The sequence below is a fragment of the Flavonifractor sp. An52 genome (genome assembly GCF_002159385.1).
Classification (GTDB): domain Bacteria; phylum Bacillota; class Clostridia; order Oscillospirales; family Oscillospiraceae; genus Flavonifractor; species Flavonifractor avicola.
On sequence record NZ_NFIB01000030.1, the window covers coordinates 1 to 26,646 of the forward strand.

Annotated in this window: 27 protein-coding genes, 1 tRNA gene and 4 pseudogenes; 16 read left to right on the top strand and 16 right to left on the bottom strand. The window is 56.8% G+C overall.

Translation table 11 applies throughout. The features are described from left to right. Positions 1 to 116: 116 nt before the first annotated feature. Positions 117 to 266: pseudogene (locus tag B5G06_RS14430) on the top strand (ParB N-terminal domain-containing protein); the annotation flags it as partial. 822 nt (positions 267 to 1,088) lie between these two features. Here the strand turns inward: B5G06_RS14430 and B5G06_RS13900 are convergent. Together B5G06_RS13900 and B5G06_RS11170 are read right to left on the bottom strand one after the other, a co-directional pair. Next, on the bottom strand, positions 1,089 to 1,586 hold the full coding sequence (locus B5G06_RS13900) for a hypothetical protein (RefSeq protein WP_143382739.1): 498 nt from the start codon (positions 1,584 to 1,586) through the stop codon (positions 1,089 to 1,091). A gap of 94 nt (positions 1,587 to 1,680) precedes the next feature. Further along, positions 1,681 to 3,012 carry an IS1595 family transposase gene (locus B5G06_RS11170; RefSeq protein WP_087189144.1) on the bottom strand — a complete coding sequence of 444 codons (1,332 nt, stop codon included), beginning with the start codon at positions 3,010 to 3,012 and terminating at the stop codon, positions 1,681 to 1,683. 1,415 nt (positions 3,013 to 4,427) lie between these two features. On the opposite strand from B5G06_RS11170, the pseudogene B5G06_RS14435 reads away from it, so the two are divergent. The 5 genes and pseudogenes from B5G06_RS14435 to B5G06_RS14205 form a co-directional block, all read left to right on the top strand. Beyond that, positions 4,428 to 4,652, top strand: a pseudogene (locus B5G06_RS14435) (S-layer homology domain-containing protein); the annotation flags it as partial. A gap of 135 nt (positions 4,653 to 4,787) precedes the next feature. Further along, positions 4,788 to 5,654 (top strand): annotated as a pseudogene (locus B5G06_RS14440) (C40 family peptidase); the annotation flags it as partial. Between the two features lie 11 nt (positions 5,655 to 5,665). Then, a complete protein-coding gene (locus B5G06_RS11180; protein WP_087189146.1) occupies positions 5,666 to 5,923 on the top strand; it encodes a DUF4315 family protein in 258 nt (85 codons plus the stop codon). Continuing rightward, positions 5,920 to 6,147: pseudogene (locus B5G06_RS11185) on the top strand (bacteriocin); the annotation flags it as partial. The gene B5G06_RS11180 and the pseudogene B5G06_RS11185, both read left to right, overlap by 4 nt. Positions 6,148 to 6,338: 191 nt before the next feature. Then, entirely contained in the window at positions 6,339 to 6,764 is a 426-nt protein-coding gene (locus tag B5G06_RS14205; protein WP_242955466.1) for a DUF4368 domain-containing protein, read from the top strand. A gap of 66 nt (positions 6,765 to 6,830) precedes the next feature. On the opposite strand, the gene B5G06_RS11195 is transcribed toward B5G06_RS14205, so the two are convergent. The 7 genes from B5G06_RS11195 to B5G06_RS11225 all read right to left on the bottom strand — a co-directional run bounded on the left by B5G06_RS11195 (position 6,831) and on the right by B5G06_RS11225 (position 12,249). Further along, a tRNA-Pro gene (locus B5G06_RS11195) sits at positions 6,831 to 6,907 on the bottom strand. 99 nt (positions 6,908 to 7,006) lie between these two features. After that, entirely contained in the window at positions 7,007 to 8,008 is a 1,002-nt protein-coding gene (locus B5G06_RS11200) for an NAD(P)H-dependent glycerol-3-phosphate dehydrogenase (protein WP_087189148.1), read from the bottom strand. Further along, positions 8,005 to 8,685, bottom strand: coding sequence for a glycerol-3-phosphate acyltransferase (locus tag B5G06_RS11205; protein WP_242955467.1), 681 nt, complete (start codon positions 8,683 to 8,685; stop codon positions 8,005 to 8,007). Before B5G06_RS11205 ends, B5G06_RS11200 begins: the two co-directional genes overlap by 4 nt. Positions 8,686 to 8,689: 4 nt before the next feature. Then, the gene (gene der, locus B5G06_RS11210) at positions 8,690 to 10,015 is read right to left on the bottom strand and encodes a ribosome biogenesis GTPase Der (RefSeq protein WP_087189150.1); all 1,326 of its coding nucleotides are present in this window, start codon (positions 10,013 to 10,015) and stop codon (positions 8,690 to 8,692) included. A gap of 17 nt (positions 10,016 to 10,032) precedes the next feature. Beyond that, positions 10,033 to 11,400, bottom strand: coding sequence for a DUF512 domain-containing protein (locus B5G06_RS11215; RefSeq protein WP_087189151.1), 1,368 nt, complete (start codon positions 11,398 to 11,400; stop codon positions 10,033 to 10,035). Between the two features lie 112 nt (positions 11,401 to 11,512). Then, on the bottom strand, positions 11,513 to 11,707 hold the full coding sequence (gene rpmF / locus B5G06_RS11220) for a 50S ribosomal protein L32 (RefSeq protein WP_087189152.1): 195 nt from the start codon (positions 11,705 to 11,707) through the stop codon (positions 11,513 to 11,515). A 41-nt stretch (positions 11,708 to 11,748) separates the two neighbouring features. Next, positions 11,749 to 12,249, bottom strand: coding sequence for a YceD family protein (locus tag B5G06_RS11225; RefSeq protein ID WP_087189153.1), 501 nt, complete (start codon positions 12,247 to 12,249; stop codon positions 11,749 to 11,751). Positions 12,250 to 12,434: 185 nt separating this feature from the next. On the opposite strand from B5G06_RS11225, the gene B5G06_RS11230 reads away from it, so the two are divergent. Beyond that, a complete protein-coding gene (locus B5G06_RS11230) occupies positions 12,435 to 13,400 on the top strand; it encodes an RluA family pseudouridine synthase (RefSeq protein ID WP_087189154.1) in 966 nt (321 codons plus the stop codon). A gap of 55 nt (positions 13,401 to 13,455) precedes the next feature. Here B5G06_RS11230 and B5G06_RS11235 read toward each other — a convergent pair whose 3' ends face one another. Next, positions 13,456 to 13,923 carry a hypothetical protein gene (locus B5G06_RS11235; protein WP_143382740.1) on the bottom strand — a complete coding sequence of 156 codons (468 nt, stop codon included), beginning with the start codon at positions 13,921 to 13,923 and terminating at the stop codon, positions 13,456 to 13,458. Between the two features lie 330 nt (positions 13,924 to 14,253). Here B5G06_RS11235 and B5G06_RS11240 point away from each other — a divergent pair, with 330 nt between their 5' ends. From B5G06_RS11240 to B5G06_RS11270, 7 genes are all read left to right on the top strand, one after another. After that, a complete protein-coding gene (locus tag B5G06_RS11240) occupies positions 14,254 to 15,423 on the top strand; it encodes an ABC transporter ATP-binding protein (protein ID WP_087189156.1) in 1,170 nt (389 codons plus the stop codon). Continuing rightward, positions 15,413 to 16,261 (top strand): ABC transporter permease, encoded by an 849-nt coding sequence (locus B5G06_RS11245; protein WP_087189157.1) that lies wholly within the window; start codon positions 15,413 to 15,415, stop codon positions 16,259 to 16,261. The genes B5G06_RS11240 and B5G06_RS11245 overlap by 11 nt, the downstream gene beginning before the upstream one ends. After that, positions 16,258 to 17,118 carry an ABC transporter permease gene (locus B5G06_RS11250; RefSeq protein WP_087189158.1) on the top strand — a complete coding sequence of 287 codons (861 nt, stop codon included), beginning with the start codon at positions 16,258 to 16,260 and terminating at the stop codon, positions 17,116 to 17,118. Before B5G06_RS11245 ends, B5G06_RS11250 begins: the two co-directional genes overlap by 4 nt. A gap of 70 nt (positions 17,119 to 17,188) precedes the next feature. Then, positions 17,189 to 18,271 carry an ABC transporter substrate-binding protein gene (locus B5G06_RS11255; RefSeq protein WP_087189159.1) on the top strand — a complete coding sequence of 361 codons (1,083 nt, stop codon included), beginning with the start codon at positions 17,189 to 17,191 and terminating at the stop codon, positions 18,269 to 18,271. A 114-nt stretch (positions 18,272 to 18,385) separates the two neighbouring features. Further along, positions 18,386 to 18,781 (top strand): thioesterase family protein, encoded by a 396-nt coding sequence (locus tag B5G06_RS11260; RefSeq protein ID WP_087189160.1) that lies wholly within the window; start codon positions 18,386 to 18,388, stop codon positions 18,779 to 18,781. A 1-nt stretch (position 18,782) separates the two neighbouring features. Further along, positions 18,783 to 19,268, top strand: coding sequence for a YbaK/EbsC family protein (locus B5G06_RS11265; protein ID WP_087189161.1), 486 nt, complete (start codon positions 18,783 to 18,785; stop codon positions 19,266 to 19,268). 23 nt (positions 19,269 to 19,291) lie between these two features. Beyond that, positions 19,292 to 19,876, top strand: a complete 585-nt coding sequence (locus tag B5G06_RS11270) for an HdeD family acid-resistance protein (protein ID WP_087189162.1) — start codon at positions 19,292 to 19,294, stop codon at positions 19,874 to 19,876. 32 nt (positions 19,877 to 19,908) lie between these two features. Here B5G06_RS11270 and B5G06_RS11275 read toward each other — a convergent pair whose 3' ends face one another. The 6 genes from B5G06_RS11275 to B5G06_RS14445 form a co-directional block, all read right to left on the bottom strand. Further along, positions 19,909 to 20,589, bottom strand: coding sequence for an LrgB family protein (locus tag B5G06_RS11275; RefSeq protein ID WP_087189163.1), 681 nt, complete (start codon positions 20,587 to 20,589; stop codon positions 19,909 to 19,911). Then, on the bottom strand, positions 20,582 to 20,947 hold the full coding sequence (locus B5G06_RS11280; protein ID WP_087189164.1) for a CidA/LrgA family protein: 366 nt from the start codon (positions 20,945 to 20,947) through the stop codon (positions 20,582 to 20,584). The genes B5G06_RS11275 and B5G06_RS11280 overlap by 8 nt, the downstream gene beginning before the upstream one ends. 182 nt (positions 20,948 to 21,129) lie before the next feature. Continuing rightward, the gene (locus tag B5G06_RS11285; RefSeq protein ID WP_087189165.1) at positions 21,130 to 21,789 is read right to left on the bottom strand and encodes a TIGR03936 family radical SAM-associated protein; all 660 of its coding nucleotides are present in this window, start codon (positions 21,787 to 21,789) and stop codon (positions 21,130 to 21,132) included. Further along, entirely contained in the window at positions 21,782 to 23,617 is a 1,836-nt protein-coding gene (locus tag B5G06_RS11290) for a TIGR03960 family B12-binding radical SAM protein (RefSeq protein WP_087189166.1), read from the bottom strand. The genes B5G06_RS11285 and B5G06_RS11290 overlap by 8 nt, the downstream gene beginning before the upstream one ends. A gap of 171 nt (positions 23,618 to 23,788) precedes the next feature. Beyond that, entirely contained in the window at positions 23,789 to 24,931 is a 1,143-nt protein-coding gene (locus B5G06_RS11295; protein ID WP_087189167.1) for an SLC13 family permease, read from the bottom strand. 142 nt (positions 24,932 to 25,073) lie between these two features. Then, the gene (locus B5G06_RS14445) at positions 25,074 to 25,298 is read right to left on the bottom strand and encodes a DUF6514 family protein (protein ID WP_255396453.1); all 225 of its coding nucleotides are present in this window, start codon (positions 25,296 to 25,298) and stop codon (positions 25,074 to 25,076) included. Positions 25,299 to 25,551: 253 nt separating this feature from the next. Here B5G06_RS14445 and B5G06_RS11305 point away from each other — a divergent pair, with 253 nt between their 5' ends. Together B5G06_RS11305 and B5G06_RS14450 are read left to right on the top strand one after the other, a co-directional pair. Next, entirely contained in the window at positions 25,552 to 26,307 is a 756-nt protein-coding gene (locus B5G06_RS11305; RefSeq protein ID WP_087189169.1) for a helix-turn-helix domain-containing protein, read from the top strand. Positions 26,308 to 26,438: 131 nt separating this feature from the next. Next, positions 26,439 to 26,633, top strand: a complete 195-nt coding sequence (locus tag B5G06_RS14450) for a helix-turn-helix domain-containing protein (protein ID WP_242955468.1) — start codon at positions 26,439 to 26,441, stop codon at positions 26,631 to 26,633. Positions 26,634 to 26,646 lie beyond the last annotated feature (13 nt).

A 26,646-nucleotide genomic window follows, 5' to 3' on the forward strand; every position in this document is an offset into this window, starting at 1 on the left:
AACACTGCCAACGAGGATCATCTGCCTCCGCTGGTCAAGCGGAGACGGTGGCTGTCAGCACAAACGCAGGTGGCATAACCGGACATGTTGGGTGTGCGGTTTTCTTGACTATTCCAGTGCGGGACGATGCGGAGATGCAAGCTCTGGTGGAGAGCGTCAAGACCGGCGGTGTGAACCAGCCCGCCCTGGTCCGCCCCCGTGAGGGCGGCGGCTATGAGATCGTGGCAGGCCACCGCCGTCAGAAGGCCAGCGAATTGGCTGGGTACCACTGGACGAAAGCCGTCTGCGAGGTCTGCGGCACGATCAACAGCAATATGGGCGCTACCAGTTATGCCTGCAACAAGAATGTGTATTGGCTCTATGACTGCGCGGCAGATTTCTTTGAAGAACTGCCGGAGGAGGAGTCCATTGAACAGGTGGACAGCACCTACCATCGTGTTATCACCACCAGCGGCGAATACTGCTCGTTCTGTTACGGCACCTACAAGGAGGAAAGTTCCACCCTGGAGCGGCACCACATGGAAACGGCCATCCGCCCGGAGCTGGCCCATGACCGCTTTGTAGAGATGGCAACTTGCGCCGACTGCGGCTACGCCGAAACCGCCTACACCGCCGCTAAGTCTGTTGTGGCGGACTACTTCGGCGTGGTGGACGGCCAGCCCCATACTGTCACAGTGTCCGATCTCTCCGAGGCAGGTGTCACCACCGCTATCCGCTACGGCCACACGGCGGACGGCTGCACCCTGACCAGCGCCCCCAACTACACTGAGGCCGGAGATTACCCGGTCTATTATGAGATAACCTATACATTCCAGAACACCGACATGGTGGAGGACGGCGTGGCCTATGTCCACCTGCGGGACGAAAGCACCGAGGAAACCGACGGTGACGGCACCTGCGGCGAGGACCATAACTGGACACTGCTGGACAGCGTTCCACCTACCTGCCTGACCCTGGGCTATGACCGCTATCTGTGCGTGGACTGCGGCAAGATCGAAAAGCGGGAGTCCCTTTTTTAGATAATGGTTGTTGCAAAAAACTACACAAAAATATGGTGAAATCTATCCACCATATTTTTGTAAACGCTTTTATGAGAACAGACCTTGTTGCTCTTTAGCCACTAACATATCATTTTCAAATATCATTCTTATATATGCTTTTTGAGTAGTCGCGCCGCTCACAATGTTCATACTATAACCACTGTTGTGACTTACTGCCATATTTCCACCATTCAATGTTGTAGTTGAAGAATAATTCGGTGAATATCCTCGACCGTTGAACTGTGAAATTGTATGGTACCAATCTAAGTACCAAATATATACTTTTCTATTCTTCCCATCAGGAAGAACTACTTCAGATTCCAAAATAGCGTCAGAAATTGCCTCACAACTCTTAAATCGCACAATAACACTTGACAAAGGTGTACCAACTGACTGTTGAGAAAATGTTTGCCTTAATTTCTCCAATCTTTCCGCATTTCTTTTTCTAATACCCTCATTTTCTTTATCTGCTTCGTAATTCCAAACAATGATACCTGCAATTACACATATAATCACAACGGTAGTAAAGAAAAACGACACTTCCATTAAAATCTCTCCTTTTACATAAATATTTCCTATTTGATAGGTTGATATAAGATAGTAAAAGAAACAGAGAGATTAAGAAAGCAACTGTCCAGATTTATATTACACTGTAGGGGTATTCAGCCGCAATAATCCCCTTAGTGTCAAACGGCATAGGCTTAAACTTCAACTTTCTGGAGTGTGTGAGTGTTACTCCTTTTGTCAGCATATCCATCAACAAAGCAGCCCCCTTGTTTATGTCCTTACCCATATACTTGTCCATCCATCGGAACAGGGAAAGATAATGGTCAAGGTACTTGGACGCAACTTCGTCGTATATCTTCAAAAAATCGGTCAATCTTGAATGGTATGAGTTGACCTTTCCTAAATTGAACACACCAGAAGTATGTTTTCCCGGGGGTATCTGTCTCAAATGAATTTTGTTATTGTTGGCAAAGGTCTTGTAGGCTCTCAGACTATCGGTGACAAGAATACTCTCATTGGTAAACTTGTCTTTCCATTGTTGTTCAATATGTTTCGGCTCAATTTTTCCAATACAAGAGGGTGAGAGATAGGTATTACCCAACTTGTCCGCGCCGGTCAGGACACATACCTGTTGATTGCTGATCCCCCTCTTTTTCTTCTGTTGCTTATCAAGATTTAGCAACACATTGACAGCCTTTTGACTATCCATACTGTTCAGCAGAGCAGATAACTTTGACGCTGATGGCTGAATACCTTGTTGTTTTTCCTCAGGAGTAAGTTCATCAAATCTTCTCTCCAACCCCTGCAAGTCGGCTACTTCTGTAAGGTCATAGCCTGCTTGTTCCACATAGTCATACCGCTGTTCCCTATTCCTATGGTGGTTTGGCATTCGACCAAGTACCTCAATAAAGAACTCCTTATCTTGCATACCTTTGAAAGACAACGGCGTGTAGTATTCATCGCCCTCAACAATCGTAGGGAAGTTATCTTGTTCTCCCTCAATTTGTTGGATAAGGGAACAGAGCTTATGACGATTATACCAAGCGGTAGCAATGTTGATACCCATTGTCTTTCGGATGACTGGCAGACTTAGATTACACATTGTTAAATGAATAAATCGGTTCCATTGCTCCAGATTTAACTTGGAACGGTATAAAAAGGTTCCATTGGTATCCCCAAAAATCTTCTTACAGTCTTTACAGCGGTACTTCTGCCTGCCATTTTGGTGTCGGCCATATTTTATGACGCTGACACTACCGCAATGTGGGCAGCAAAGCACTTCACTTCTATTTTGAGTGCATTTTGCAAACAGTTTCTTTTCTTCCGGTGACAGTTCTTTTACTTTGTTGGCTTTCTTCTTTTTGGCCTGTTGCTTTTCTGTCAGAACATTTTGCAACTTTGACAACTGTTCAGGGGTAAAGTCTCCGCCAATCACTGTATTCAAAAGTTTATAAAAGTCAGTCATATTTATCTACCTCCACTAAATGTCTCAACCTCATTTAATGAACAGTAGATTTTTATGTCTAATTTTTTCTTACAACTGTCTCTTGTTATTTTGACGGAGACTTTACCTTACCAACCATCATCTAAAAAAGGGACAAGCGGGACTATGAGGCAGCCCTGGGCCATGCTTATCAAAGCATCGTCATCCGGGACGCCACCTGCGAGACCCCCGGCAAGGTGCTGGAAATCTGTGAGCGGTGCGGCACCGTCCAGGAAAGCACTACCCCCAAGGGGGAGCATGAATTTTCCGTTACCACCGTCCCGGCCACCTGCACCAGCCCCGGCTACACCCTGCGGGAGTGTTCCATCTGCGGGGAGCGCCACATTGAGGACATCACGGCGGCCCTGCCCCACAACTATGTTGCCAAAACCATCCCGGCCACCTGCGAGGGCGGCGGCAAGACCGTCCATATCTGCGAGGGCTGCGGTTCCAGCTTTGTGACAGACTACACCGACCCCCTGGGCCATTCCTGGGACGAGGGTACCGAAGTCACCGGCTCCACCTGCACCGGCGAAGGTCTGATCGAGTATCGCTGCGTCCGCTGCGGCTATCATCGCCTGGAGGGAGACGCGGCAGCGGGCCATGTACCCGGCGAGGCGGCCACCTGCACCACGCCCCAGCTCTGTACCAAGTGCGGCGCGGTGATCGAAAATGCGCTGGGGCACGACTACATTGAAGAAGTGACCGCCCCCACCTGTACGGAAATGGGCTATACTACATACACCTGCTCCCGATGCAGCGACACCTATAAGGGCGACTACATCGACGCCGCCGGACACAAGCCCGGCGACTGGATCATTGACCAGGAACCCACCACCGGCAGTGAGGGTAGCAAGCACAAGAAGTGTGAAGTCTGCGGCGAAACCCTGGAAACCGAGGAAATCGAGAAAATCTACAATCAGGCCACCACGGACAGCAAGGGTGAGGCCATTGTGGGCGGCTATCTGGTGACGGTCAGTGACACGGACACCAAAAACCCAGTTGCCGGGGCCACGGTCACGCTCCACGAGAACAAGTCCCTGTCCATCCGGCTGCCCTCTGGCCGCCTGCTGGACTATGCCGACCAGACCACCATCCAGGTTCAGCTTGTGAAGGACAAGTCCCCCGTGGCGGGCATTGGCGTTTCTGTCACTGACTGCAACGACAATTTCAGCAGCGGCAAGACCGACGCCGCCGGGCAGCTCACTGTCCCCGGTGGCTCGGATACCGCCAATGAGGACGGCAGGGGCACCGTGGGTTGGAAGGACGCCGACGGGGATCGCTGGACCCTGACCGTCAAGGTGGAGGACTTCGAGACCAAGCGTCCCATACCTGACGCCGGGGTATCTATCGGGAAAACCGGCACCATCACAGTCACCCTGCCGGATGGCACCGACATGGACGAGGACAACCGGTTCACCGTCACTGTCACCGACCAAAAGCGTGAGCCCCAGGAGGGCCTGACCGTCACCGTCAAGGGCGATCTGGGCCAGAAGGAAACCGGAGAAACCGACGAGGACGGCAAGCTGACGGTTCCCGAGGTGGCGGAGCTGGAAACCCACGGGGCCTATGTGGTGGGCTACACCGACGGCACTTTTGGGCCGGACCGGGACATGACCCGGAGTGAGGCGGCCACCATCTTTGCCCGCCTGCTGGCCCAGCGCAACGGGGAGCGCATCACCGCCCCCACAAAAACCACCTTCACGGATGTACCCACAAACGCATGGTACGCCGGGTATGTGTCCTATCTGGCACGCTACTGCGCTTTGGAGGCGGAGCTGCAAAACTATCTGGACACCTACGAGAGCACCCACGACTATGACGAGTACCACTACGATCTGGACGAGATCGAGCATGACCCCTATGTGCTGCTGTCCATCATCAGCGCATGGCATGAGGGGGAATGGACGCTGGCTGAGGTGCAGGACACCCTGCAAATGCTCTTTGACCGCCAATACATTCTCACCGAGGATGTGGTTGTGGAGGTGCGGTATCGGACGGAAACCCGGACGGATAGCGAGGGCAACGACTACGATGTGGAAGTGCCGTACAACTACTATATCTGCACCGTGACCCTCTCCAACGAAAACCTTTCCCATCTGCCTGTTTACATCTTGGGCGAGGAACAGCTCTCCCGGTATGCCCTCTACATGGCGACGCTGGGCAACCGTCCCGATCTGTTCCCCGGCTCCGACTATGTGGGCAAGTACACGGGCGATCCCGTGGAGCATGAAGTCCCCGAGGAATATCTGACGGACGAAACCTTTTCCGCCCTGCTCACCGAGGCGGAGAAGTACATCGGCTATCCCTATGTCTGGGGCGGTTCCAACCCGTCCACTTCCTTTGACTGCTCCGGCTACCTCTCATGGGTGCTCAATCAATGCGGCTGGAATGTGGGGCGGCTGGGGGCCCAGGGCCTATACAACTACTGCACCCCCACCAGCTCACCCCAGTCGGGCGATCTGGTGTTTTTTGTCGGCACCTACGACACGCCGGGGGTCAGTCATTGTGGGCTGTATGTGGGCGATGGCTGGATGCTCCATTGTGGAGATCCCATCAGTTATGCCAACCTCAACAGCAGCTATTGGCAATCTCATTTCTACGCCTATGGGCGTTTACCGTAAAGGAGGCTTTCATGGCAATTTCCAAAAGCGCAAAAATCGAGGCTGAGATCGAAAAGGTCAAGGCCAAAATCACCGAACAGCAGGCCCGGCTGAAGGATCTGGAACAGAAAAAGGTGGAGGCGGAAAACAGCGAGATCGTGGACATCGTGCGTGGCATGAGCATCCCCCTTGCCGAGCTGCCCGTGGTGCTCCAGCAGATCCGGGCCGGGGCCACCTTGGGACAAAATGTCCCGAAGTCCGAAACCGAGGATAAGGAGGATACCGAATGAAAAAGCGAATTAAGATGCTGACAGCGGCGCTTTGCGCCGTTGTTCTTCTTTGTAGCTTCTCCGTCACGGCCTATGCCGGGGGCGGCCCCGAATGGGAGGGCCTTGACCCGGCGGAGGAAACCACCGCCCCCGAGCCCACCATTGAGCCGGGAGAGGGCTTCACCGAGGAGGGTAGCCTTGTGACCCGGGATCTGCTCTACGACGAGCACACCAACAAGCAGTTTAATATACATAGGATGAAGCCTTGCTCGGCTGCTTGGAAAGGAGGACATTGTGAAGCAGTCAAGCAAGAAAATCTCTACCGGCACAGCCGCCCTCTACTGCCGCCTGAGCCGTGACGATAACATGGATAGCGAGTCCAACAGCATCCAGAACCAAAAGAAGATTCTCCAAAAGGCCGCCAAAGACAAGGGCTATGCTCTTTGAGCGGCTCTACGAGGACAATGTATCTGGCAAGATCGACGATGCCCGGTTTGCCAAAATGTCTAAGCGGTACGAGCAGGAGCAGGGCGAGAACGCCGGACGGATCAAGGCGCTGCGGTTGGAGCTGAAAAAGCTGGAAGATAAGCGGATGGATGTGGACACCTTCTTGGAAACGGTGCGTCGCTACACCGACGCCACCACCATCACCAAACGCATGGTTGCAGAGCTCATTCAGTACATCGAGGTCTATCCAGCGGTCAAGGAGGACGGCATTACCAATCAGCGGGTGACGATCCACTACAACTGCATTGGAGCCTTTGAGGTGCCGGATCGCCGGAAGATTCCTGAGCGGGACATTCTTTTGGAAACGAGAAAAGGCGTAGCACTAAGCTACGCCCCCACACAGATCGCTATATAAACTTGGAAATAAAAAATGCGGAGTATCATCAGCAGACCTTTTCAGATCCTTTAATGATACTCCGCATGGTCCGAGTGACTGGATTCGAACCAGCGGCCTCTTGAACCCCATTCAAGCGCGATACCAAACTTCGCCACACCCGGAGATCGCCGCCGTGTTTCAGACGGCTTGATTATATTACCACACCTCTTAGAGGAATGCAAGTACTTTTTTCGATTTTTTTGAAATTTTTTTAGGAGGCCTTAAACCCAGCTATCTTCCAGCTCGTGCTTCCGCTCCCGGGTCATCAGATCCACGATCACCTGGCGGGGGTCCTTACCTTCGTAGAGCACCTGATAGGCCGCCTCAGTGATGGGCATCTCCACACCCACCTTCCGGGCCAGGGTACGGGCATTGGCGGCGGCATAGTAGCCCTCCACCACAGCACCGATCTCCTTGACCGCCTGCTGCGTGGGAGTGCCCTTACCAATCAGAATACCGCAGCGGCGGTTACGGGAGTGCATGGAGGTACAGGTAACAATTAGGTCACCCACACCGGACAGGCCGGCAAAGGTCTCCCGGCGGCCGCCCATGGCCACACCCAGCCGGGCGATCTCGGTAAGGCCCCGGGTCATCAGGGCCGCCTTGGTGTTGTCACCGTAGCCCATACCGTCGCTGATACCGGCACACAGAGCGATGACATTCTTCAGCGCTGCGCCCAGCTCCACGCCTACCACGTCGTCGGAGGCATACACACGGAAGCGCTCATTCATAAAGAGGTCCTGGACCTGCTCCGCGGCGGAGCGATCCTTGGAGGCGGACACCACCACGGTGGGGATATGCCGTCCCACCTCCTCCGCATGGGAGGGACCAGAGAGGGCTACGATGGGATGGGCATCGCCCACCTCCTGCTCAATGGCATCGGTAAGGGTGAGAGAGGTATCCTTCTCAATGCCCTTGGACACCGATACCAGCACCGCACCGGGCTCCAGCAGAGGCGCCGCGGCCTTAGCCGTGGTGCGTACGGCAAAGGACGGGGTGGCCAGCACCACCGCGCCGCAGCCCTTCACACAGGCCAGATCAGAGGTCAGCTTCAGCTCCTTGGGCAGAGCTACACCCTTCAGCATGGGGTTCTCTCCCGTCTGACGCAGTACGGCAGACTCCTCCTCCGTATAGGACCACAAGGTCACATCATGACCATTTTCCAGCAACACAAGCGCCAGGGCCGTGCCCCAGCCGCCGCTTCCCAGTACCGCGATCTTCACTTCGAAGTACCCCCGTTCAATTTATGATGCAGGCTGAATTTGGACTCGGTGCCCTTCAGAATACGCACCAGATTACCCCGGTGCTTCCACACCACAAGTCCACCGATCAAAATGGCGATCACCAGAATCACCAGATTTTGATAGACAAACCAACTGGCAAAGGGGAAAGAGGCCCCCGCCCAGATGGAACCCAGAGAGACCCACTTGGTAATGGCGGCCAGGATAATAAACCCGCCCCACACCACCAGCGCGATACGCCAGTCCATCATAATGGCGATGGTACCGCCGGACAGAATACCCTTGCCGCCCTTGAAACCAAACATACAGGGGAACATATGGCCCAGCAGGCAGAAGGTACCGGCCCAGTATTTACCCAGCACCGGCCAGATGGCCTGCCAGTCCTGGGGCGGAGTAACCATACTGAAAAGCCACTGACCCAGCAGGATGGCGATTACCGCCTTCAGCACGTCGGTCAGGATGACCACCAGAGTCAGGGGACCGCCAAAGGTACGGTAGAAGTTGGTCAGGCCCGCATTGCCGCTGCCATGCTTGCGCACGTCGTTGCGCAGGATATACTTGGAGACAATGACCGCCCCGTTAAAGCAGCCGAAGAAGTAGGCAATGACTGCCACTGCAGCCACCACCAAAAGGATCATTTCCATCGAAGCTGCCGGCATGGACTTACCCCTCCTTGTCGCTCTTCTGCCGGATGGTGAGCCGCACCGGCGTACCCTCCAGGCCGAAGGTAGAGCGGATCTGATTTTCCAGATAGCGCTGGTAAGAGAAGTGGAAGAGCTTGGCATCGTTGCAGAAGCAGACGAAGTGGGGAGGCTTGATGCCGATTTGGGTCATATAGTAGATCTTCAGTCGGCGGCCCTTGTCCGTGGGGGGCTGCACCCGAGCGGTGGCGTCAGCCAGCACCGAGTTGAGCATACCGGTGGTGATCCGCAGGGAGGCCTGGTCATTGACATAGTTGATGAGGTCAAAGAGTCGGTCCACCCGCTGGCCGGTCAGGGCGGAGATAAAGACGATGGGAGCATAGGTCATATAGGACAGGTCCCGGCGCACATCCTGGCGCATCCGGTCCATGGTCTTGTCGTCCTTCTCGATGGAGTCCCACTTGTTGACCACGATGATACAGGCCTTGCCCGCCTCATGGGCCAGACCGGCCACCTTGGTATCCTGCTCGGTGACCCCCTCGTTGGCGTCGATCAGGATGAGGCACACATCGGCCCGCTCGATGGCCATGGTGGCCCGGAGCACGGAGAACTTTTCGATGGGATCGTCCACCTTGGACTTCTTCCGCATTCCGGCGGTGTCGATGAGCAGATACTTGCCCTTCTGGTTCTCAAAGTAGCTGTCCACCGCGTCCCGGGTGGTGCCTGCCATGTCGCTGACGATGACCCGCTTCTCCCCCAAAATCCGGTTGACCAGGGAGGACTTGCCCACGTTTGGCTTGCCGATAATGGCTACCTTGATGACGTCGTCGTCCTCTTCCTCCTCGTCCTCCGGGGGGAAGTACTTAAAGCACTCGTCCAGCAGATCACCGGTACCATGGCCGTGGACGGCGGACACGGCGATGGGGTCGCCCAGACCCAGGTTATAGAATTCGTAGATGTCCGGGTTGGTGTGGCCCACCTGGTCCATCTTGTTCACCGCCAGCACCACCGGCTTGCCGGAGCGCAGCAGCATATTGGCCACCTCCTGGTCAGAGGCGGTGAGGCCGGTCTTGACGTCGCACAGGAAGATGATAACGGTGGCGTTCTGGATGGCGATCTCCGCCTGCTGGCGCATAAAGGCCAGGATCTCGCTGTCGGTGCCCGGCTCGATACCGCCGGTATCTACCAGGTCAAACTTCCGGTTGAGCCACTCGGCCTCGGCATACAGCCGGTCCCGGGTGACGCCGGGGGTGTCCTCCACAATGGACAGCCGCTGGCCCACCAGCTTATTAAAGAGCATGGACTTGCCCACGTTGGGCCGTCCCACGATGGCAATTAAGGGTTTCATGGTAGTTTTCCCTCCCTTTACGGGTTATATCGATAATACTCCGCCTCCGGCGGGAGAACGGGGCATTGGGCTGTTACTTCCCGGCCCAGGATGGCATCCGCCAGGTCAAAGCCGCTGTCGGCAGGCACCGGGACCACAGTCACGCCCAGAGCCTGCTCCACCTGCTCCACGGTCACGTCGTCCAGAAATACCTGCTCTCCTGCCCGGAGCATATTATCCGGGATGAGCAGCCGCTTGCCCAAATCCTTGCCGTTGAGCTGCTCGATCAGGTCGGTTCCGGTGATCAGGCCGGAGACCGTGATGGTCTCCCCAAAGAAACGATTGATAATAGGATAGACCGTTCCTTTTATATTACCACACTGATTCCGGGCGTTGTCAACAATTTCCTGCACAAAGGGGGCGGCGGACAGGCCGGTGGCAATGGAAAAGGGCTCCGTCTCTTCCGGCTCTTCCTCCTCCAGGGCCATGGAGGCCTGATGGAGGAGCAGCCGCAGCATTCCCACACCGTTTTCCAGCTGGTCCATATCCTCATAATAGGCCTTCCCCGGCAGTGCCCGCCCGGCAATGAGGTAAAACTCATCGGAGCACCACACCAGATTGGTACCCTTTTTCTCCATAAAGCGGGCAGCAAAATCCTCCACCTGGTCGATCAGCGCAGCAGCCTGTTCCTTGGTATAGGGCTCGATGCTGCACAGTCCCTCCCGGAACTTGGTCACACCTACCGGCACCACCGCCACGCTGGTCACCGCAGGATAGAGCCGGCCCAGGTCCTCCATGGTACGGGCCAGAGCGGGACCGTCATTGATGCCAGGGCAGGCCACCACCTGGCAGTTCATCTCGATCCCTGCCTGGGCAAACCGGGACATGATGTCCAGGCACTCCCCCGCCCGGGGGTTTTTCAGCATGGCGGTGCGCAGCTCGGGATCAGTAGCGTGGACCGAGATATTGATGGGGCTGATCCGCAAATCGATGATCCGCTGAATTTCCCGCTTGGACAGGTTGGTGAGGGTCATATAGTTGCCCATCAAAAAGGACAGTCTGGCATCGTCATCCTTAAAATAAAGGGTATCCCGCATTCCGGGGGGCATCTGATCCACAAAGCAGAAGATGCACTTATTGGCGCAGGAACGGGCCCGGTCCATGAGGTAGGTCTCAAAATTCAGCCCCAAATCCTCTCCCTCCGCCTTGCGGATGCGGAGCGTACGGCTGCCTCCCTCCGGCTCTGTCAGGGTCAGCTCCAGCTTGGGGTCGTAGGCGTAGAACTTATAGTCCAGCACATCCACAATGGGATGGCCGTTGATGTGGGTCAGGGTTTCCCCCGGGCGCACCCCCGCCTTTCGGGCCGGACTGTGGGGGTCCACCGATGCAATTTTTGTCAGGCTCATGGGCACGCTCCTTCCCGGGATCCTATGGTATATAGGGCATTTCACTTCATTTTACCCGATTTCCGGGCAAAAAGAAAGAGGGGCTTGTCTCCCCTCGTTCTTTTTCGGCTATTTACTTCGCCTCAGCGGTTTCCACCTTGCCCAGCTCATGACCATTGTAGCTCATGCAGCTCTTGCACATCCGGTGGGGCAGACGGAACGCACCGCACTTGGGGCAGGTGGTGACGCCGGGAGTCTCCAGCTTCCACACGGAGCTGCGGCGCTTATTTCGGCGCTGCTTGGACACTTTACTCTTAGGGACTGCCATCTATGACACCTCCTTAGGTTCATGCCCTGGCCGGGCAAATCTTACTCATCTTTATCCAACAGCTGCGCAAGTGCAGCCAAACGTGGATCGATCTCTTTTCTGCATCCGCAGGGGCCCTCGTTCAGGTTGGCGCCGCAAGTGGCACACAGGCCTTTGCAGTCCTGGTCGCAGACGTGCTTGGAATCCATAGACAGCACCAAAGCCGTGGTGAACACCTCGTCCAGATCCACGGCGCCGTCTTCCAGAAGCACGATCTCGTCGTTCTCCTCATCCTCCAGGGTCTCTGCCAGCAGAGTGCTGACGGGCAGACGCAACTCCTGACGGAAGGGCTTCAGGCAGCGGTCACACACCAGTTCCAGGGTGGTGTCCGCGCTTCCTTCCAGCATAAGCGCACCCGCCATATTGCGTACCGTCCCATGGATCACGATGGGATGGGCAAAGGGCCGCTCCCCATAGAAATCCAAGTCCGACAGGTCCAACTGGGACTCAAAGGGCAGAGACGCGCCCGGTACGTGAAGTATCTCCTTCAGATTAAAGCGCATAATACCCTCCTCATAACGGTACGCGGAATATTATAGCGAAAATACTTCCGGTTGTCAAATCTTTTTTTCAACTTTTTTCTACCACTTTTTTCAGGCCAAATCCCCGCCCCACTTGCGCTGGGGCAGCCTGTTCAGTATAATAGGGACTGCTTAAAAGATACGTCTCTGACGTACTGGAGGTCAATATGAGGGAATTTACCATTGGAAAAAATGACGCCGGGCAGCGGCTGGACCGTTGGCTGGGCAAGACCTTGCCTCTCCTCCCCGCTCCCCTGGCTCAGAAATACATCCGCCTCAAGAGAGTAAAGGTCAACGGCAAGGGCTCCGCCCGGGATGTGCGGCTCCAGGTGGGGGACCTGCTGCAATTATACATCAACGATGAGTTCTTTGACCAGCCCCGGGAAGATAATGCTTTCCTGGCGGTGTTCAAGCCCAAGCTGGACATCGTGTATGAGGATGAGAACCTGATGCTCCTCAACAAGCGGCCCGGCCTGCTGTGCCACGCCGACGAGCATGAGAAGGTCAATACCCTTATTACCCACATCCAGGCCTACCTTTATCAAAAGAAGGAGTGGAATCCCCGGGACGAGCACTCCTTCACCCCCGCCCTGTGCAACCGCATCGACCGGAACACCGGCGGCATCGTCATGGCGGCCAAGAACGCGGAAACGCTGCGGATCCTCAACCAGAAGATCAAGGACCGGGAGATCGCCAAGTTCTACCTGGCCATCATCCACGGGCGCATGGCCCCGCCTCAGGGCAAGCTGGAGGGCTTTTTGCTGAAGGATGAGAGCCGCGCCCAGGTGAAGGTGTTCCACAAACCGGTGCCCGGCGGCAAGAGCGCCGCTACCTTATATAAGACCTTAAAGGTCAACCGGGGGCTGTCCCTGGTGGAGTGCGAGCTTTTGACCGGACGCACCCACCAGATCCGGGCCCAGTTCGCCGCCGCCGGTCACCCTCTGCTGGGGGACGGCAAGTACGGCCGGGAACGGGACAACAAGCAGTATGGCCGCTCCTTCCAGGCTCTGTACTCCTACAAGCTGGAATTCACCTTCCCCACCGACGCGGGGCTTCTGGAGTATTTAAGAGGTAAGGTGTTCACGGTGGAACACGTAGACTTTGTGACGGAATATTTTGGAGAACAACAATAAGGGATTTGTCTGCGGCACCCGGTTGAGGTGCCGCAGACTGTTTATTTCCATCTTTCTACTCGTACAGCCAGCCTTCCAGGGCCGTCAAAAACGCCTCGCCGCCCTCCACATGGAACGCCTTTCCGTCGGCCCGGATAAGGGCCTGCTGCGGATCGTCCAATGGGATCTGAAGCTCCAGAAGGTACGACGTCCCATAGATCTCTATCCAGAAGCAGCTATAATATTCCGCCGCGTCCCACAGATCGTCTGACAGCCTGGGCCTGGAAAAATCCAACCGTTCCACCTCGGCCAGTACCGCCGCGCGGTCCTGCGGATCGTCAATGGTCCTCCGCTCTCGTTTTCCGTCCTCATCGCTCACATAAAACTGCATTCCGCAGCCGTCGGCCGTCGGCAGCTGCTCCAGCAAGACCCGGAATGCCCGGGCGTGGCTCCCCCACCATACGCCGGTCAGGATGAGTATTCCGCACATCACACTGGCAAAACAGGCAATAATCCGTTTTTTATCATGATAGCATTCTTTCACAGTTACCATCCCCCGGATCTTTGCCGCTCCAGCCACATAAGAAAGCTTTTTTCAGCTTCTATTATACCTGTTTGTCCCAGGCCGTTCAATCTGTTTTAACAGCAAAAGGGCTTCCTATGTCCCTTTTATTCACCTCATATGATAATCCTCTGATAACTTTGTTGCCACCACACTCGGCATCAAAGTTAGCGGCCGTAAAATCCCTGAAAAAAAGCGGTTTTATTATTGACATTTTTCGCAATTCCATATATATTTGTTTCGTCATAAGGGCGTACCCAACCGCCGGTTTGGGTACGCCCTTTACTACCGTTTAGAAATGGGGGAGGATAAATGTCCAAGGAACTGATCCGCCTGTCGGATTGCTTCATGAAATTTGACGACGACGTCATTTTGGACCACATCAACCTTTATATCAATGACAAGGAGTTCCTCACGCTGCTCGGTCCCTCCGGGTGCGGCAAAACCACGACGCTTCGTATCATTGGCGGCTTTCAGAAGCCTACCTCCGGCGACGTGTATTTTGACGGCGTGAGGATTAATGACGTTCCCCCTCACAAGCGGAAGGTCAACACCGTCTTTCAGAAATACGCCCTGTTCACCCACATGAACATCTTTGAAAACGTGGCCTTTGGTCTGCGGGTCAACAAAGTGCCCGATCCCAAGGACCCCAAAAAGATGATCAAGGTCCCGGAGTCCGAGATCAAGGAGCGGGTGGAGGAGGCTCTGGCCCTGGTCAACCTGGCCGGCTACGGCAAACGGTCGGTGAACTCTCTCTCCGGCGGCCAGCAGCAGCGTGTCGCCATTGCCCGGGCCATCGTCAACCGCCCCCAGGTCCTGCTGCTTGACGAGCCTCTGGGCGCCCTGGACCTGAAGCTGCGCAAGGATATGCAGATCGAGCTCAAGCGCATCCAGCAGCAGGTGGGCATTACCTTTATCTACGTCACCCACGATCAGGAAGAGGCCCTCACCATGTCGGACACCATCGTGGTGATGAACGAGGGCAAGATCCAGCAGATCGGCACCCCCGAGGACATCTATAACGAACCCAAGAACGCCTTTGTGGCCGACTTCATCGGTGAGTCCAACATCATCGACGGCATCATGCACGAGGACTATGTGGTTGGAATGTACGGCCGCAAGTTCAAATGCCTGGACAAGGGATTTGCCCCCGGCGAGGCGGTGGACGTGGTCATCCGCCCCGAGGACATCGATATTGTTCCCGAGGCCGAGGGCCAGCTCACCGGCACCGTCACCGAGGTCACCTTCAAGGGCATTCACTACGACATCATCGTGGATTTCCGGGGCTTCAAGTGGCTCATCCAGACCACCGACTACTCCCCCGTGGGGGCAAAGATTGGGGTGAAGATCGACCCCGACGGCTTCCATATCATGAAGAAGAGCCAATACTCCGGCACCTTCGGCGACTACAGCTCCTACTCCTCCGAGTATGACGAGCTCAACGAGGACCGGCTGGAGGAGGACAGCGACGATGAAGAATAAGTGGCTGGCCGCGCCCTATGTGGTTTGGATGGCCATCTTCGTGGTGGCTCCCCTCATTCTGGTGGTGGTGTTCGCCTTTACCGGTCAGGACGGCAGCATTACCCTGGACAACTTCAGCAACATGGGGACTTACGTCCCCGCCTTCCGCAACTCCTTTGTCCTGGCCTTTGTGGCTACCGCCATCTGCATCCTCATCGGCTACCCCCTGGCCTACTTCCTGTCCCGGGAGAAGCTGATGGTACGCAAGGTAGCCATGATGCTTATCATGCTGCCTATGTGGATGAATTTCCTGCTGCGGACCTACGCCTGGATGTCCATCCTGGACGACAACGGCCTCATCAATCAGTTCCTGTCGGCCATCGGCTTTTTCGATCTGTGGAACGCCATTTTCGGCACCAACCTGAGCTACTTCCACATGATCAACACCCAGGGCGCCATCGTGCTGGGTATGGTGTACAACTTCCTGCCCTTTATGGTGCTGCCCATCTTCTCGGTCATCGACAAGATCGACCCCAAGGTCATTGAGGCCGCCCAGGACCTGGGCGCCAGCAGCTCCATGGTGTTCCGGAAGGTCATCTTCCCCCTGTCTCTCCCCGGCGTGCTGTCCGGAGTAACCATGGTGTTCATCCCCTCGGTGTCCACCTTTGCCCTGTCCCGCCTGCTGGGCGGCGGCAAGACCCTGCTGCTGGGCGACCTGATCGAAATGCAGTTTTTGGGCAACGCCTACAACCCCCACCTGGGCTCCGCCATCGCCCTGGTGATGATGGTGATCGTGCTGATCCTGATGGCCATTATGAACCGCTTCGGCGAAGGTGAAGAGGGGGTGGCTGTGCTATGAGAAAGCATCGCATTCCCTCCCGTATCTTTACCTTGCTGGTGTACGTCTTCCTGTACGCCCCCATCGTACTGCTCATCGTCTTCTCCTTCAACGCCACCAAGAGCAACCGGGTGTGGGGCGGCTTCTCCCTGGACTGGTATGTAGAGCTGTTCCATAACACCCGCCTGCTGGGAGCCTTGCGGACCACCATCATCCTGTCGGTGCTGGCCGCCTTTATCGCCACCATTCTGGGCACCGCAGCCGCCATCGGTTTCCACAGTATGCGCCGCCGCTCCCGCAGTGTGTGTATGTCCATCAACAACATCCCCCTGACCAACGCGGACATCATCACCGGCGTGTCCATGATGCTGCTCTTCGTGTTCGCCATCGGTGTGTTCAACGACAGCTTCCTCAGCCAGTGGCTGGGTGTCCGCTGGCGCACCGGCTTCGGCACCCTGCTTCTGGCCCACATCACCTTCAACGCACCCTATGTGATCTTGTCGGTGATGCCCCGGCTGCGGCAGCTGGACCCCAACGTATATGAGGCGGCTCAGGATCTGGGGGCCTCCGGATGGTACGCCTTCCGCAAGGTCATCCTGCCCGAGATCATGCCCGGAATCCTCAACGGCCTGATCATCGCCTTTACCATGTCCATTGACGACTTTGTGATCAGCTACTTCACCAAGGGCTCCGGCGTCACCACTCTGGCGGTGGAGATCTACACCGCGGTGAAAAAGCCGGTGACTCCCGAGATCAACGCCCTGTCCACCCTCATGTTTATCTGTGTGTTTGCATTGCTGTTGACCGTCAACATCCGGCAGGTGCGTCAGGAGAACGCCGCCGCCCGACGGAAGGCCAAACTCAACCCGGGCCGGTAAGCCCGCCCTCTGGTAACACGCCCTCCGGGCTGTTATAATCATCATTTCCGAAAGGGGATAAAGAAAGAAATTGAAAAAGTCTCTCGCACTTCTGACCGCCTCCGCACTCTCCCTCAGTCTGGCACTGACCGGCTGCGGCGGCACCAACTCCGGTGAGGCCAAGGAACCCGGCGCCGCCGACAAGGGCGTCGTCAACGTCTACAACTGGGGCGTCTACATTGACGAGTCCGTGCTGGAGGACTTCACCGCCGAGACCGGTATTGAGGTCGTGTACGACACCTTCGAGAGCAACGAGTCCATGTACGGTATGCTCAAGAACGAGGGTGCCAGCTACGACGTGGTCATCCCTTCCGACTATATGATCTCCCGTATGATCGAAGAGGATATGCTGGAGCCTTTGAACTTCGACAACATTCCCAACTTTGAGGACATCGATCCCGCCCTCAAGAACCCGGACTACGACCCGGAGAACCTGTACAGCGTGCCCTATATGTGGGGCCTGCTGGGCATCATCTACAACACCACTATGGTGGAGGAGACTCCCACCAGCTGGGGCACCATGTTCGATGAGAACTACGCCGGCCAGATCCTCATGTTCAACAACTCCCGCGACGCCATCGGCGTGGCCCTGAAGTACCTGGGCTACTCCTACAACACCACCGACGAGGCTCAGATCAAGGAGGCCGTGGACCTGCTCATCCAGCAGAAGCCCCTGGTCCAGTCCTACGTCATGGACGAGATCTTTGAGAAGATGCAGGGCGGCTCTGCGGCCATCGGCGCCTACTACTATGGCGACTATCTGACCATGGCTGAGATCAACCCCGACCTGGCCTTCTGCCTGCCTGAGGAGGGCACCAACCTGTACGTGGACGCCATGTGTATCCCCAAGAACGCCGAGAACAAGGAGAACGCCGAGATCTTCATCAACTATATGTGCTCCACTGCTGCCGGCCTGAAGAACTGTGAGGAGATCTGGTACTCCTCCCCCCTGCTCTCCGTCCGGGAGGAGCTGGACCCCGAGGTTTCCGGCGATCCCTATGCCTATCCCGACCAGAGCATTCTGGACCAGTGCGAGAGCTTCAAGAACCTGCCCGCCGACACCCTGGCCCTCTATGACTCTGAGTGGACCCGGCTCATGCTGGCCTCCAACTAAACACCTGCTCCGGAAAGCCGCACAGCAATGTGCGGCTTTCTGCTTGCCTTATTCTGGGGATTGATGTAAAATAGTACACGCACGAATTGATTTCAGAAAAAAGGAGTCGTTCTTATGTCTATTACTGTTGGTATGAAGGGCCGGGCCGAAACTGTGGTCACCCCTGAAAATACAGCCGCCGCCGTGGGCAGCGGTCTGGTCCCCGTGTTCGCCACCCCCTCTATGATCGCCCTGATGGAGAACGCCGCTGTCGACGCGGTGCAGGCCCAGCTGGAGGAGGGGCAGGGCACCGTAGGTACCCTGCTCAACGTCAGCCACGACGCCGCCACCCCTGTGGGTATGAAGGTGTGGGCCGAGGCGGAGGTCACCGCTGTGGAGGGCCGCAAGCTCACCTATACCGTGGCCGCCTTTGACGAGGCCGGTCCCATCGGCAAGGGAGAGCATCAGCGCTTCATCATCCAGGCCGACCGGTTCCTGGCCAAGGCTCAGGCCAAGAAAGAGGGCAAGTAAGATGTCCATTGAAACCTGCCGCGCTTACCTGCGTCAGCGAGGCTATGAGGACCGCATTCAGGAATTCGACGTGTCCAGCGCCACCGTGGAGCTGGCCGCCCAGGCCGTGGGCTGCGAACCCGCCCACATCGCCAAGACCCTATCCTTCCTCCATGAGGACGGGGCGGTGCTCATCGTCTGCGCCGGCGACGCCAAGATCGACAACTCCAAGTTCAAGGCCCAGTTCCACCACAAAGCCACCATGCTGACTCCGGAGCAGGTGGAAGCCTTTACCGGCCATCAGATCGGCGGCGTGTGTCCCTTTGGCATCACCCACCCCAACACCGTCACCTATCTGGACATCTCCCTTCAGCGCTTTGACACCATCTACCCCGCCGCCGGCAACGCAGCCTCCGCCGTCAGGCTCAACTGTGACGAGCTGGCCCAGCTGTCCAACAGCGCCGGCTGGATCGATGTATGCAAGGGCTGGCAGGCCCCAAGCCTGTAACACTGGAGAAAGGTGGTCTTATTATGAAAGAACGTCTGAAAAATATGACGGTCAGCTTTGTCTTTCTCTCCATCCTCTACCTGATTCTGGGCGTCGTACTCATCCTGTGGCCCACCATTGTCATGGATATCATCTGCTATGCCTTCGGCGCCATTCTGCTGCTCTACGGTATCTTTGCCATTGTGGGCTTCTACCGCAGCGAGGACCGGAAGGGAAGCGCTTTCCTGGGACTCTTCCTGGGCATCGTGGCTGCCGCCATCGGCGCTGTCATGGTCATCTATCCCCCGCTGATTCAGGGCGTTATTCCTGTGATCCTGGGCCTGTATATCGCCATTGACGCTCTGCTCAGCGTCAAGCGCACCCTGGAGCTGCAGCGGATGGACTACTCCCATTGGAACATCAACCTGATCCTCTCTCTGGTTTCCGCCGGCTTGGGCATCTTTGTGGTGTTCCACCCCCTGCTGGCTGAGGCCGCCCTCTTCCGGGTCATCGGCATCGTACTGCTGTATGCCGGTGTCTCTGATCTGTGGACCATCTTCCAGCTGTCCCAGTGGACCAAGGAGTACCGCAAAACCCATCCCGTGGATGTGGACCCCATCGATCTGTAAAAAAAGATCGGGCGCAATGCGCCCGATCTTTTTTATAGCAGAATCAGAGAAAAGAGCACGGTCACAAGGCCGCATACCCCGATGGCCAGACCGCTCATGGCACCCTCGGTCTCCCCCAGTTCCAGAGCCTTGGAGGTACCAACAGCGTGGGAGCAGGCCCCGATGGACAGCCCTGCGGCGATGGGGTCCTTCACCCGGAACAGACGGATCAGAAGGGGGGCCAGAATGCTGCCCAGAATGCCCGTCAGGATCACCGCCACCACCGTAATGGAGGGGATACCGCCGTGGGCCTGGGCCACACTGACTGCGATGGGGGTAGTCACCGACTTGGGCAGCAGAGAGGCCGTCATGGCCTCATCCAGCCCAAAGAGCCGGCACAATCCCAGGATGCTCCCCATAGATACCAAGGAACCTACCACGCAGCCCACCAGAATGGGCAGCCAGTTCTCCTTCAGCAGCTGAACTTTGCTGTAGATGGCCACCGCCAGACAGGCAGTGGCAGGAGAGAGAAACAGATTGATGAGGCTGCCTCCCTGGTCGTAATACTCGTAGGGAATCCCCAGAGCCAGCAGCAGACCAATCACCAGAATCACGCCGATCAGCAGCGGATTGCACACCACCAGTCCCGTCTTTTTCTGGATCTTGACGCCGATCCAAAAGGCCAGTACACTAAGCGCCACTCCAAAGAAGGGAGAATTGGTCCACTCAACCATGGTTCTTCCCCCTTCCCATCAGCCGCAGGGTTAGTTTGATACTCAGGGCGGTGGCGCCGAATACCAGCACTGTGGTCACCAGGCAGATCACCAGCAGAGGCACCAGTGCGCTGCTCAACACGTCAAAGTAGTTCATAACGCTGACGCCGGCAGGCAGGAAAAAGAAGGCCATGTTGGCCAACAGAAAGTCGGCTTTTTCCCGAACGTGCTCCAGCTTGAGCACATCGGTGGCCAGCAGCACAAAGAGCAGCACCATACCGATTACACTGGCCGGAAAAGGGATGGGCAGCAGCTGCTCCAGGATCTGACTTATCCAGCATATCCCAAAAATAATGCCGAACTGACACAGTAATTTCATTGCTACGCTCGCCTCGCTTCAGGGATTTCCACACCGGCATAGTCCTGCCGGTACAACAGGCCTCATTGTAGTCCGGCCCTCTTCCCTTGTCAATTATAGATCATTCAAAAATAAGCAGTTATTTTCCATCAAAAACGGACCTTCCGCCCAAATGCGAAAGGTCCGTTTCCCTTTTAATGAAATTACTCCCAGCTCTGGAACTGCTCATCCAGCACCGCCCGGCGGTGAAACACCGCATAATCGGGGGCGGCGTCGGGACAGTAGGTGCGGATGGCCGACACAATGAGCTCGGGATTCAGGCCCGGATTCTGGGCCTTCAGGATCAGGTCCAGAGCGATGGTGTCCCGCCGCTCCTCCACGGTGGCCTTGGCAATGAGGGGGATCAGATCCACCTCCACCTTGCCGCTCTTAGCCTTCTTGCTCTTTTTCTCCATCACCAGGCTGTCCCGGCTCAGCAGACCCCGGATGGCGGATTCCGCCCCAAAGGGAGCCCCGGCCTCATATTCCAGGGTGACGATATAGTTGACGTAGTACAGCTCCTTCACTGGGCGCACACCCTCATAGCACCGCTGGACGGTAATACCGGCAGGCAGGGCGGCGTTCATGCGCTGGGGAACTTCCTCCAGAGGCGTGTCCAGCACCTGACATTCCAGCACCTCACAGCTGCTGGAGTAGCCCACCGACAGGGGCAGGGGGATGGAAACGAATGCGTGGGGATTGAAGCCCTCGGTATGCTTGATATGGATACCCGCCCGCAGGAAGGACCGCTGGAAGGTACGCATCAGATCCAGGTGGGAAATGAATTTGGCGGTGTCCGCCTTGGTAAATGCCAGTCTATGCATCACATTTTCCTCCCGGATAGAGCTTATTGGCACCGCAGCCGGTGCACTGGACCCGGCAGTCGGGGGTGATGACAGCCTCATAGGCCCGCTCCCGCTCCCGCCACAGGAAGTTCTTGGTCACGCCCACGCTGGTCACATCCCAGGGCAGCAGCTCGTCCTTCTCACGGGTACGGTTGGCATAAAAAGCGGGGTCCACGCCGCAGGCCTCAAAGGCGGCCAGCCAGCGGTCAAAGTCAAAATACTCGCTCCAGGCGTCAAACTTGGCGCCCTGCCGCCAGGCGGTCTCAATGACGTCGGCCACCTTCCGGTCGCCCCGGGCAAAGACGGCCTCCAGGAAGCTGGTCTGGGAGTCGTGCCAGTTGTACTTGATGGACCGGCCCTTCATATGCTCCCGCAGCAGCTTGACCCGCCGCTGATACTCCTCCATTGTGATCTGAGGCTCCCACTGGAAGGCGGTGTGGGGCTTGGGCACAAACCAGGCAGTAGACACTGTGATGGTCACACCCCGCCTGGGGTTGGGGGTGACCTCCTTCCAGGTCTTGTAGACCTTCTCCGCCAGGTCGGCAATACCCAGCACATCCTCATCGGTCTCGGTGGGCAGACCCAGCATGAAGTAGAGCTTTACGCTGGACCAGCCGCCGGAGAAGGCAGTGCGGCAGGACCGCAGCAGGTCTTCCTCGGTGACGTTCTTGTTGATGGCGTCCCGGAGGCGCTGGGTGCCCGCCTCAGGGGCAAAGGTAAGGCCCGACTTGCGGACGTGCTGTACCCGCTCCATCAGCCCCAGGGAAAAATTGTCCGCCCGCAGGGAGGGCAGGGACAGGGACACCCGGTTGGGCTCACACCAGTCCAGCAGCCCGTCGCACAGGTGCTCCAGAGGCCGGTAATCGCTGGTAGACAGGGAGGACAGGGTCATCTCCTGATAGCCGGAGTCCTTGCAGGCCTCAATACCCTGCTTCAGCAGGATCTCCGGGTCACGGGACCGGACCGGTCGGTAAGCATAGCCCGCCTGACAGAACCGGCAGCCCCGGATACAGCCCCGGAACAGCTCCAGCATTACCCGGTCATGGACGATCTCGGTGGAGGGCACGATGGTCTTCACCGGGAAGTAACTTTTGTCAAAATCCTGGACGATCCGCTTGGTCACCACCGCAGGGGCGCCCTCATGGGGAATAACCTGCTCCAGAGTGCCGTCAGGACGGTAGGACACCTCATACAGGGAGGGCACATACAGGCCGGGGATCTGAGCAGCGGCAGCCAGGAATTCATCCTTGCTCCAGCACTCCTCCCGGGCCTTGCGGTAGAGCTGAATAATCTCTACGCTTACGTCCTCGCCCTCGCCCAGCACAAAGATGTCCACAAAGGGGGCCAGGGGCTCCGGATTGTAGGCGCAGGTACCGCCGGCGATCACAATGGGAGACAGGCCGTAGCGCTCCTCGGAGCGCAGGGGCAGTCCGGCCAGATCCAGCATATTGAGCACATTGGTATATGCCATCTCATAGCCCAGGGAGAACCCAATCAGGTCAAAGTCTGCGATGGAGTCGCCGCTCTCCAGGCCATAGAGCAGGATGCCCTCCCGGCGCATCTCCTCCTCCATATCGCCCCAGGGTGCGAACACCCGCTCGCACCAAACGCCGTCCATCTGGTTCATAACTCCATAAAGGATACGCATACCCAGATTGGACATTCCGATCTCATAGGTATCCGGGAAGCAGAGCGCATAGCGCACATCCACTTGGCGCCGGTCCTTCACCACCGCGTTATACTCGCCGCCGGTATAGCGTGCAGGCTTCTGCACCCGGGGAAGGATATGTTCCAACGTACGATTCATGTCATGCCGAACCCTCTCTAATCGAATATGGGCCGGGTCCGGTGATCCGGCCAACAAGGCTGCCGGTGATCCCCGGCCTGCCGCAATACGCAAAAGAAGCAGTATATTATTATACTATGTTCTTTGATCAAATACAAGCTATAATCCGCTTATATTGGGTTCAAAATCCGCTTATCCGGGGAAAATCAGCCCCATCAGCACCACGCTGCCCGTCAAAATGGCAAGGGCTGCCACATTGGCCAGGGTAAACACCAGCAGGTAACGACCGGCCCGAGCGCCGGGGGACCTGAGATAGGCCTTCATGGAGATCAGGCTGGCCAGAGATGCGATGGGTGTTCCAAGGCCGCCAATGTTGGTGCCAATGAGCAGCCCGTGCCAGTCGGTGGTAAAGTTGGACAGCAGTACCGCCGCCGGCACGTTGCTGATGACCTGACTGGTAATGCCGGAGGCCAGAGCTGTGTTCTGCGCCATTACCGCCGTCAGCGCCTCCCGTACGGGAGCGCAGGCTCCCACATTGCCTGCAAAAAGGAAGAAGCAGAAGAAGGTGGCCAGCAGGCCGTAGTCCACCTTGCGGAACAGAGGCCGGTCAAAGATCAGCATACCCGCCGCCACCACGGCCAGCAGGGCCGGATAGGGCAGCACCCGGAACACCGACAGCAGGCACAGCACAAACAATCCTGCCATCAGCCCCAGCCGGCCGGGGCTGCGAATGGAGGCCTTTTCCGAAAAGGTGACCCGGATCCCCTCCGGCTTGACGCACAGGGCCGCAATCACCAGCCCCACAAAACTGATCAGGGTAAGGGGCACCATGGTGGCAAAGAACTGACCGGCGGTCAGCTCATAGTTGGCATAGATATACAGATTCTGAGGGTTGCCTACCGGAGTAGCCATGCTGCCCAGATTGGCGGCAATGGTCTGGAGCACCACAATATAAATCAGCCGCTCCGTTCTGCCAATCAGTCCAAGCACCAGCACCGCAAAGGGCACAAATGTAATGAGGGCCACATCGTTGGTCACCAGCATGGACACAAAGAAGGGCAACAGCACCAGTGCCAGGGTCACAAACCGCATCCGCCGCTCACCGGCCAGCAGTCGCTGAGCCAGTACCGCGAACACGCCGCACTCCTGCAAGCCAGCCACCACCGCCATCAGACAGAACAGCAGGCTCAGCACCCGCCAGTCAATATAATTGAGATAGTCCGCCGACGGCGGATTGAGTAAAATGGAGGCCGCCGCGCACACCGCGGCAATACACAGCACCGGCTCCCGCTTCCAGAAGCGGAACAGGGCGCATTTTTTCTGTGTTTGCTCCATGCTTCTTCTCCCCCCTTGAACACGACGAAAAAGCCACCCTGGCGGGTGGCTTTTTACTCTGCTTCACTCGATTGCCGTTTGCCGGTCTCAGTTTACCTGATTCCAGTGCGGCGGTCAAGTATCTGGACCTATTTTCTCCCATTCAGGAGCGCCGAAAATCTTCCACAACATCAGCAAGATGGACCGGAGACAGCCCCGCACTATTGCAGCATTCTGCCAGCCGGTTGACCTCCTGAAAGTCGGTGGAAATGCGTCCGACACAGATTCCGTTGTGGCTCCGGATCCCATACATCTGAGGGCGGGAAGCCCTGTCCAGATATACATGGTACTTTATACGACAATTACTCATGGTTTCCTCTCTCCTCATTTTCTCTGCTTTTGGTTATAATTTCATGGTTTCACGACATATTTCGCTCTTTTTCCCTATCAAAAGGTATTATACTGTTTGTTACGGTAATTTTCCACATCCGCTCCCCTCTGTGTCTATATCTTGTATTTTCGTCCCTCTGCATACTCTATATAATGTATTCTGCATAAATTGTCAATGTCAACAGACTATTTTGTCCACTGACCGGGAGGTTTTGACCGCATTCGGTTGGGGGTTCTCTGGAGGTGCGCCCATGTCTCTGATGGTGGAAAAGCTGGCCTATGTAAAAAAACTGCGCCACTTGACGTCGGAGGATATCTCCCGTCTGTCCGGCGTGCCTCTTGGTACGCTGAATAAAATTCTGTCGGGACAGACAAAAAATCCGGCGATAGGGCCTATGGATCGGATCACCCGTGTACTGCGGGTACCCATCCGATATCTGCTGGATGACGAGCTGCCCCCGGAATGCTGCGTCACCGCCAACAGCCAGGACGGCGTGGTCCTGCTCTCCCCGGAGGAGCTCCGCCTGCTGCTGGCACTGCGGCGACTGGAGCCCCAACGGCGGCGGACTGCTGGGGTCATGTTGGCCCTGATGAGTGCGGCCTGCGTCAAATCCATCGGGACCGTATCGGTGAAGCGTACCTTCTGCTACACCACCGGCTCCACCGGTGCCCCGCCGGTCCGGGCCATTCTGATCCCGGAGGTTGACGCCGCCGCTCGGGAGGCGGACTTTGCCGTGCTTCTCAGCGATGGCAGCATGGAACCGGTCTATCCCTCCGGCACCGTTCTGTTGTGTGCCCAACGCCCCCCTACCGCGCAGGAATATGGTATATACCTCTATAATCAGGAAGTCCTGCTCCGGCGGCTCTGCCGCCGCAGGGGCGTCACCCGGCTGCTGGCCCCCAGTCTGGCTTATCCTGATCTTCAGGTGTCGGAGGAAGATCACCTGGACTGCCTGGGTACCATCACAGGGCAGGCCCGTGGCTGCCGGTGGGAGCAGACACCCTAACCGTTCTCAACCGTTCGTTGTACTTCTGTTCTACCGCTGGTTGCAAGTTCCAACCGCCGTTACCTTCCCTTTTCTGCGGAAACACTCTATAATACATCCTGTGAAAACCACACGCAGAAAAGAGGATACCTATGAACCAGACCATCGGTGGGCGCATCAGCGCCCTTCGGAAGCGGGACGGCCTGACTCAGGAGGAACTGGCCGCTCAGATGGGAGTCTCTCCCCAGGCGGTGAGCAAGTGGGAAAATGACCTGAGCGTCCCCGATCTCTCCGTCCTTACCGCCCTGTCCGACTACTTCCACCTGTCTCTGGACGAGCTGATCTGAGGGCAGCGCACCG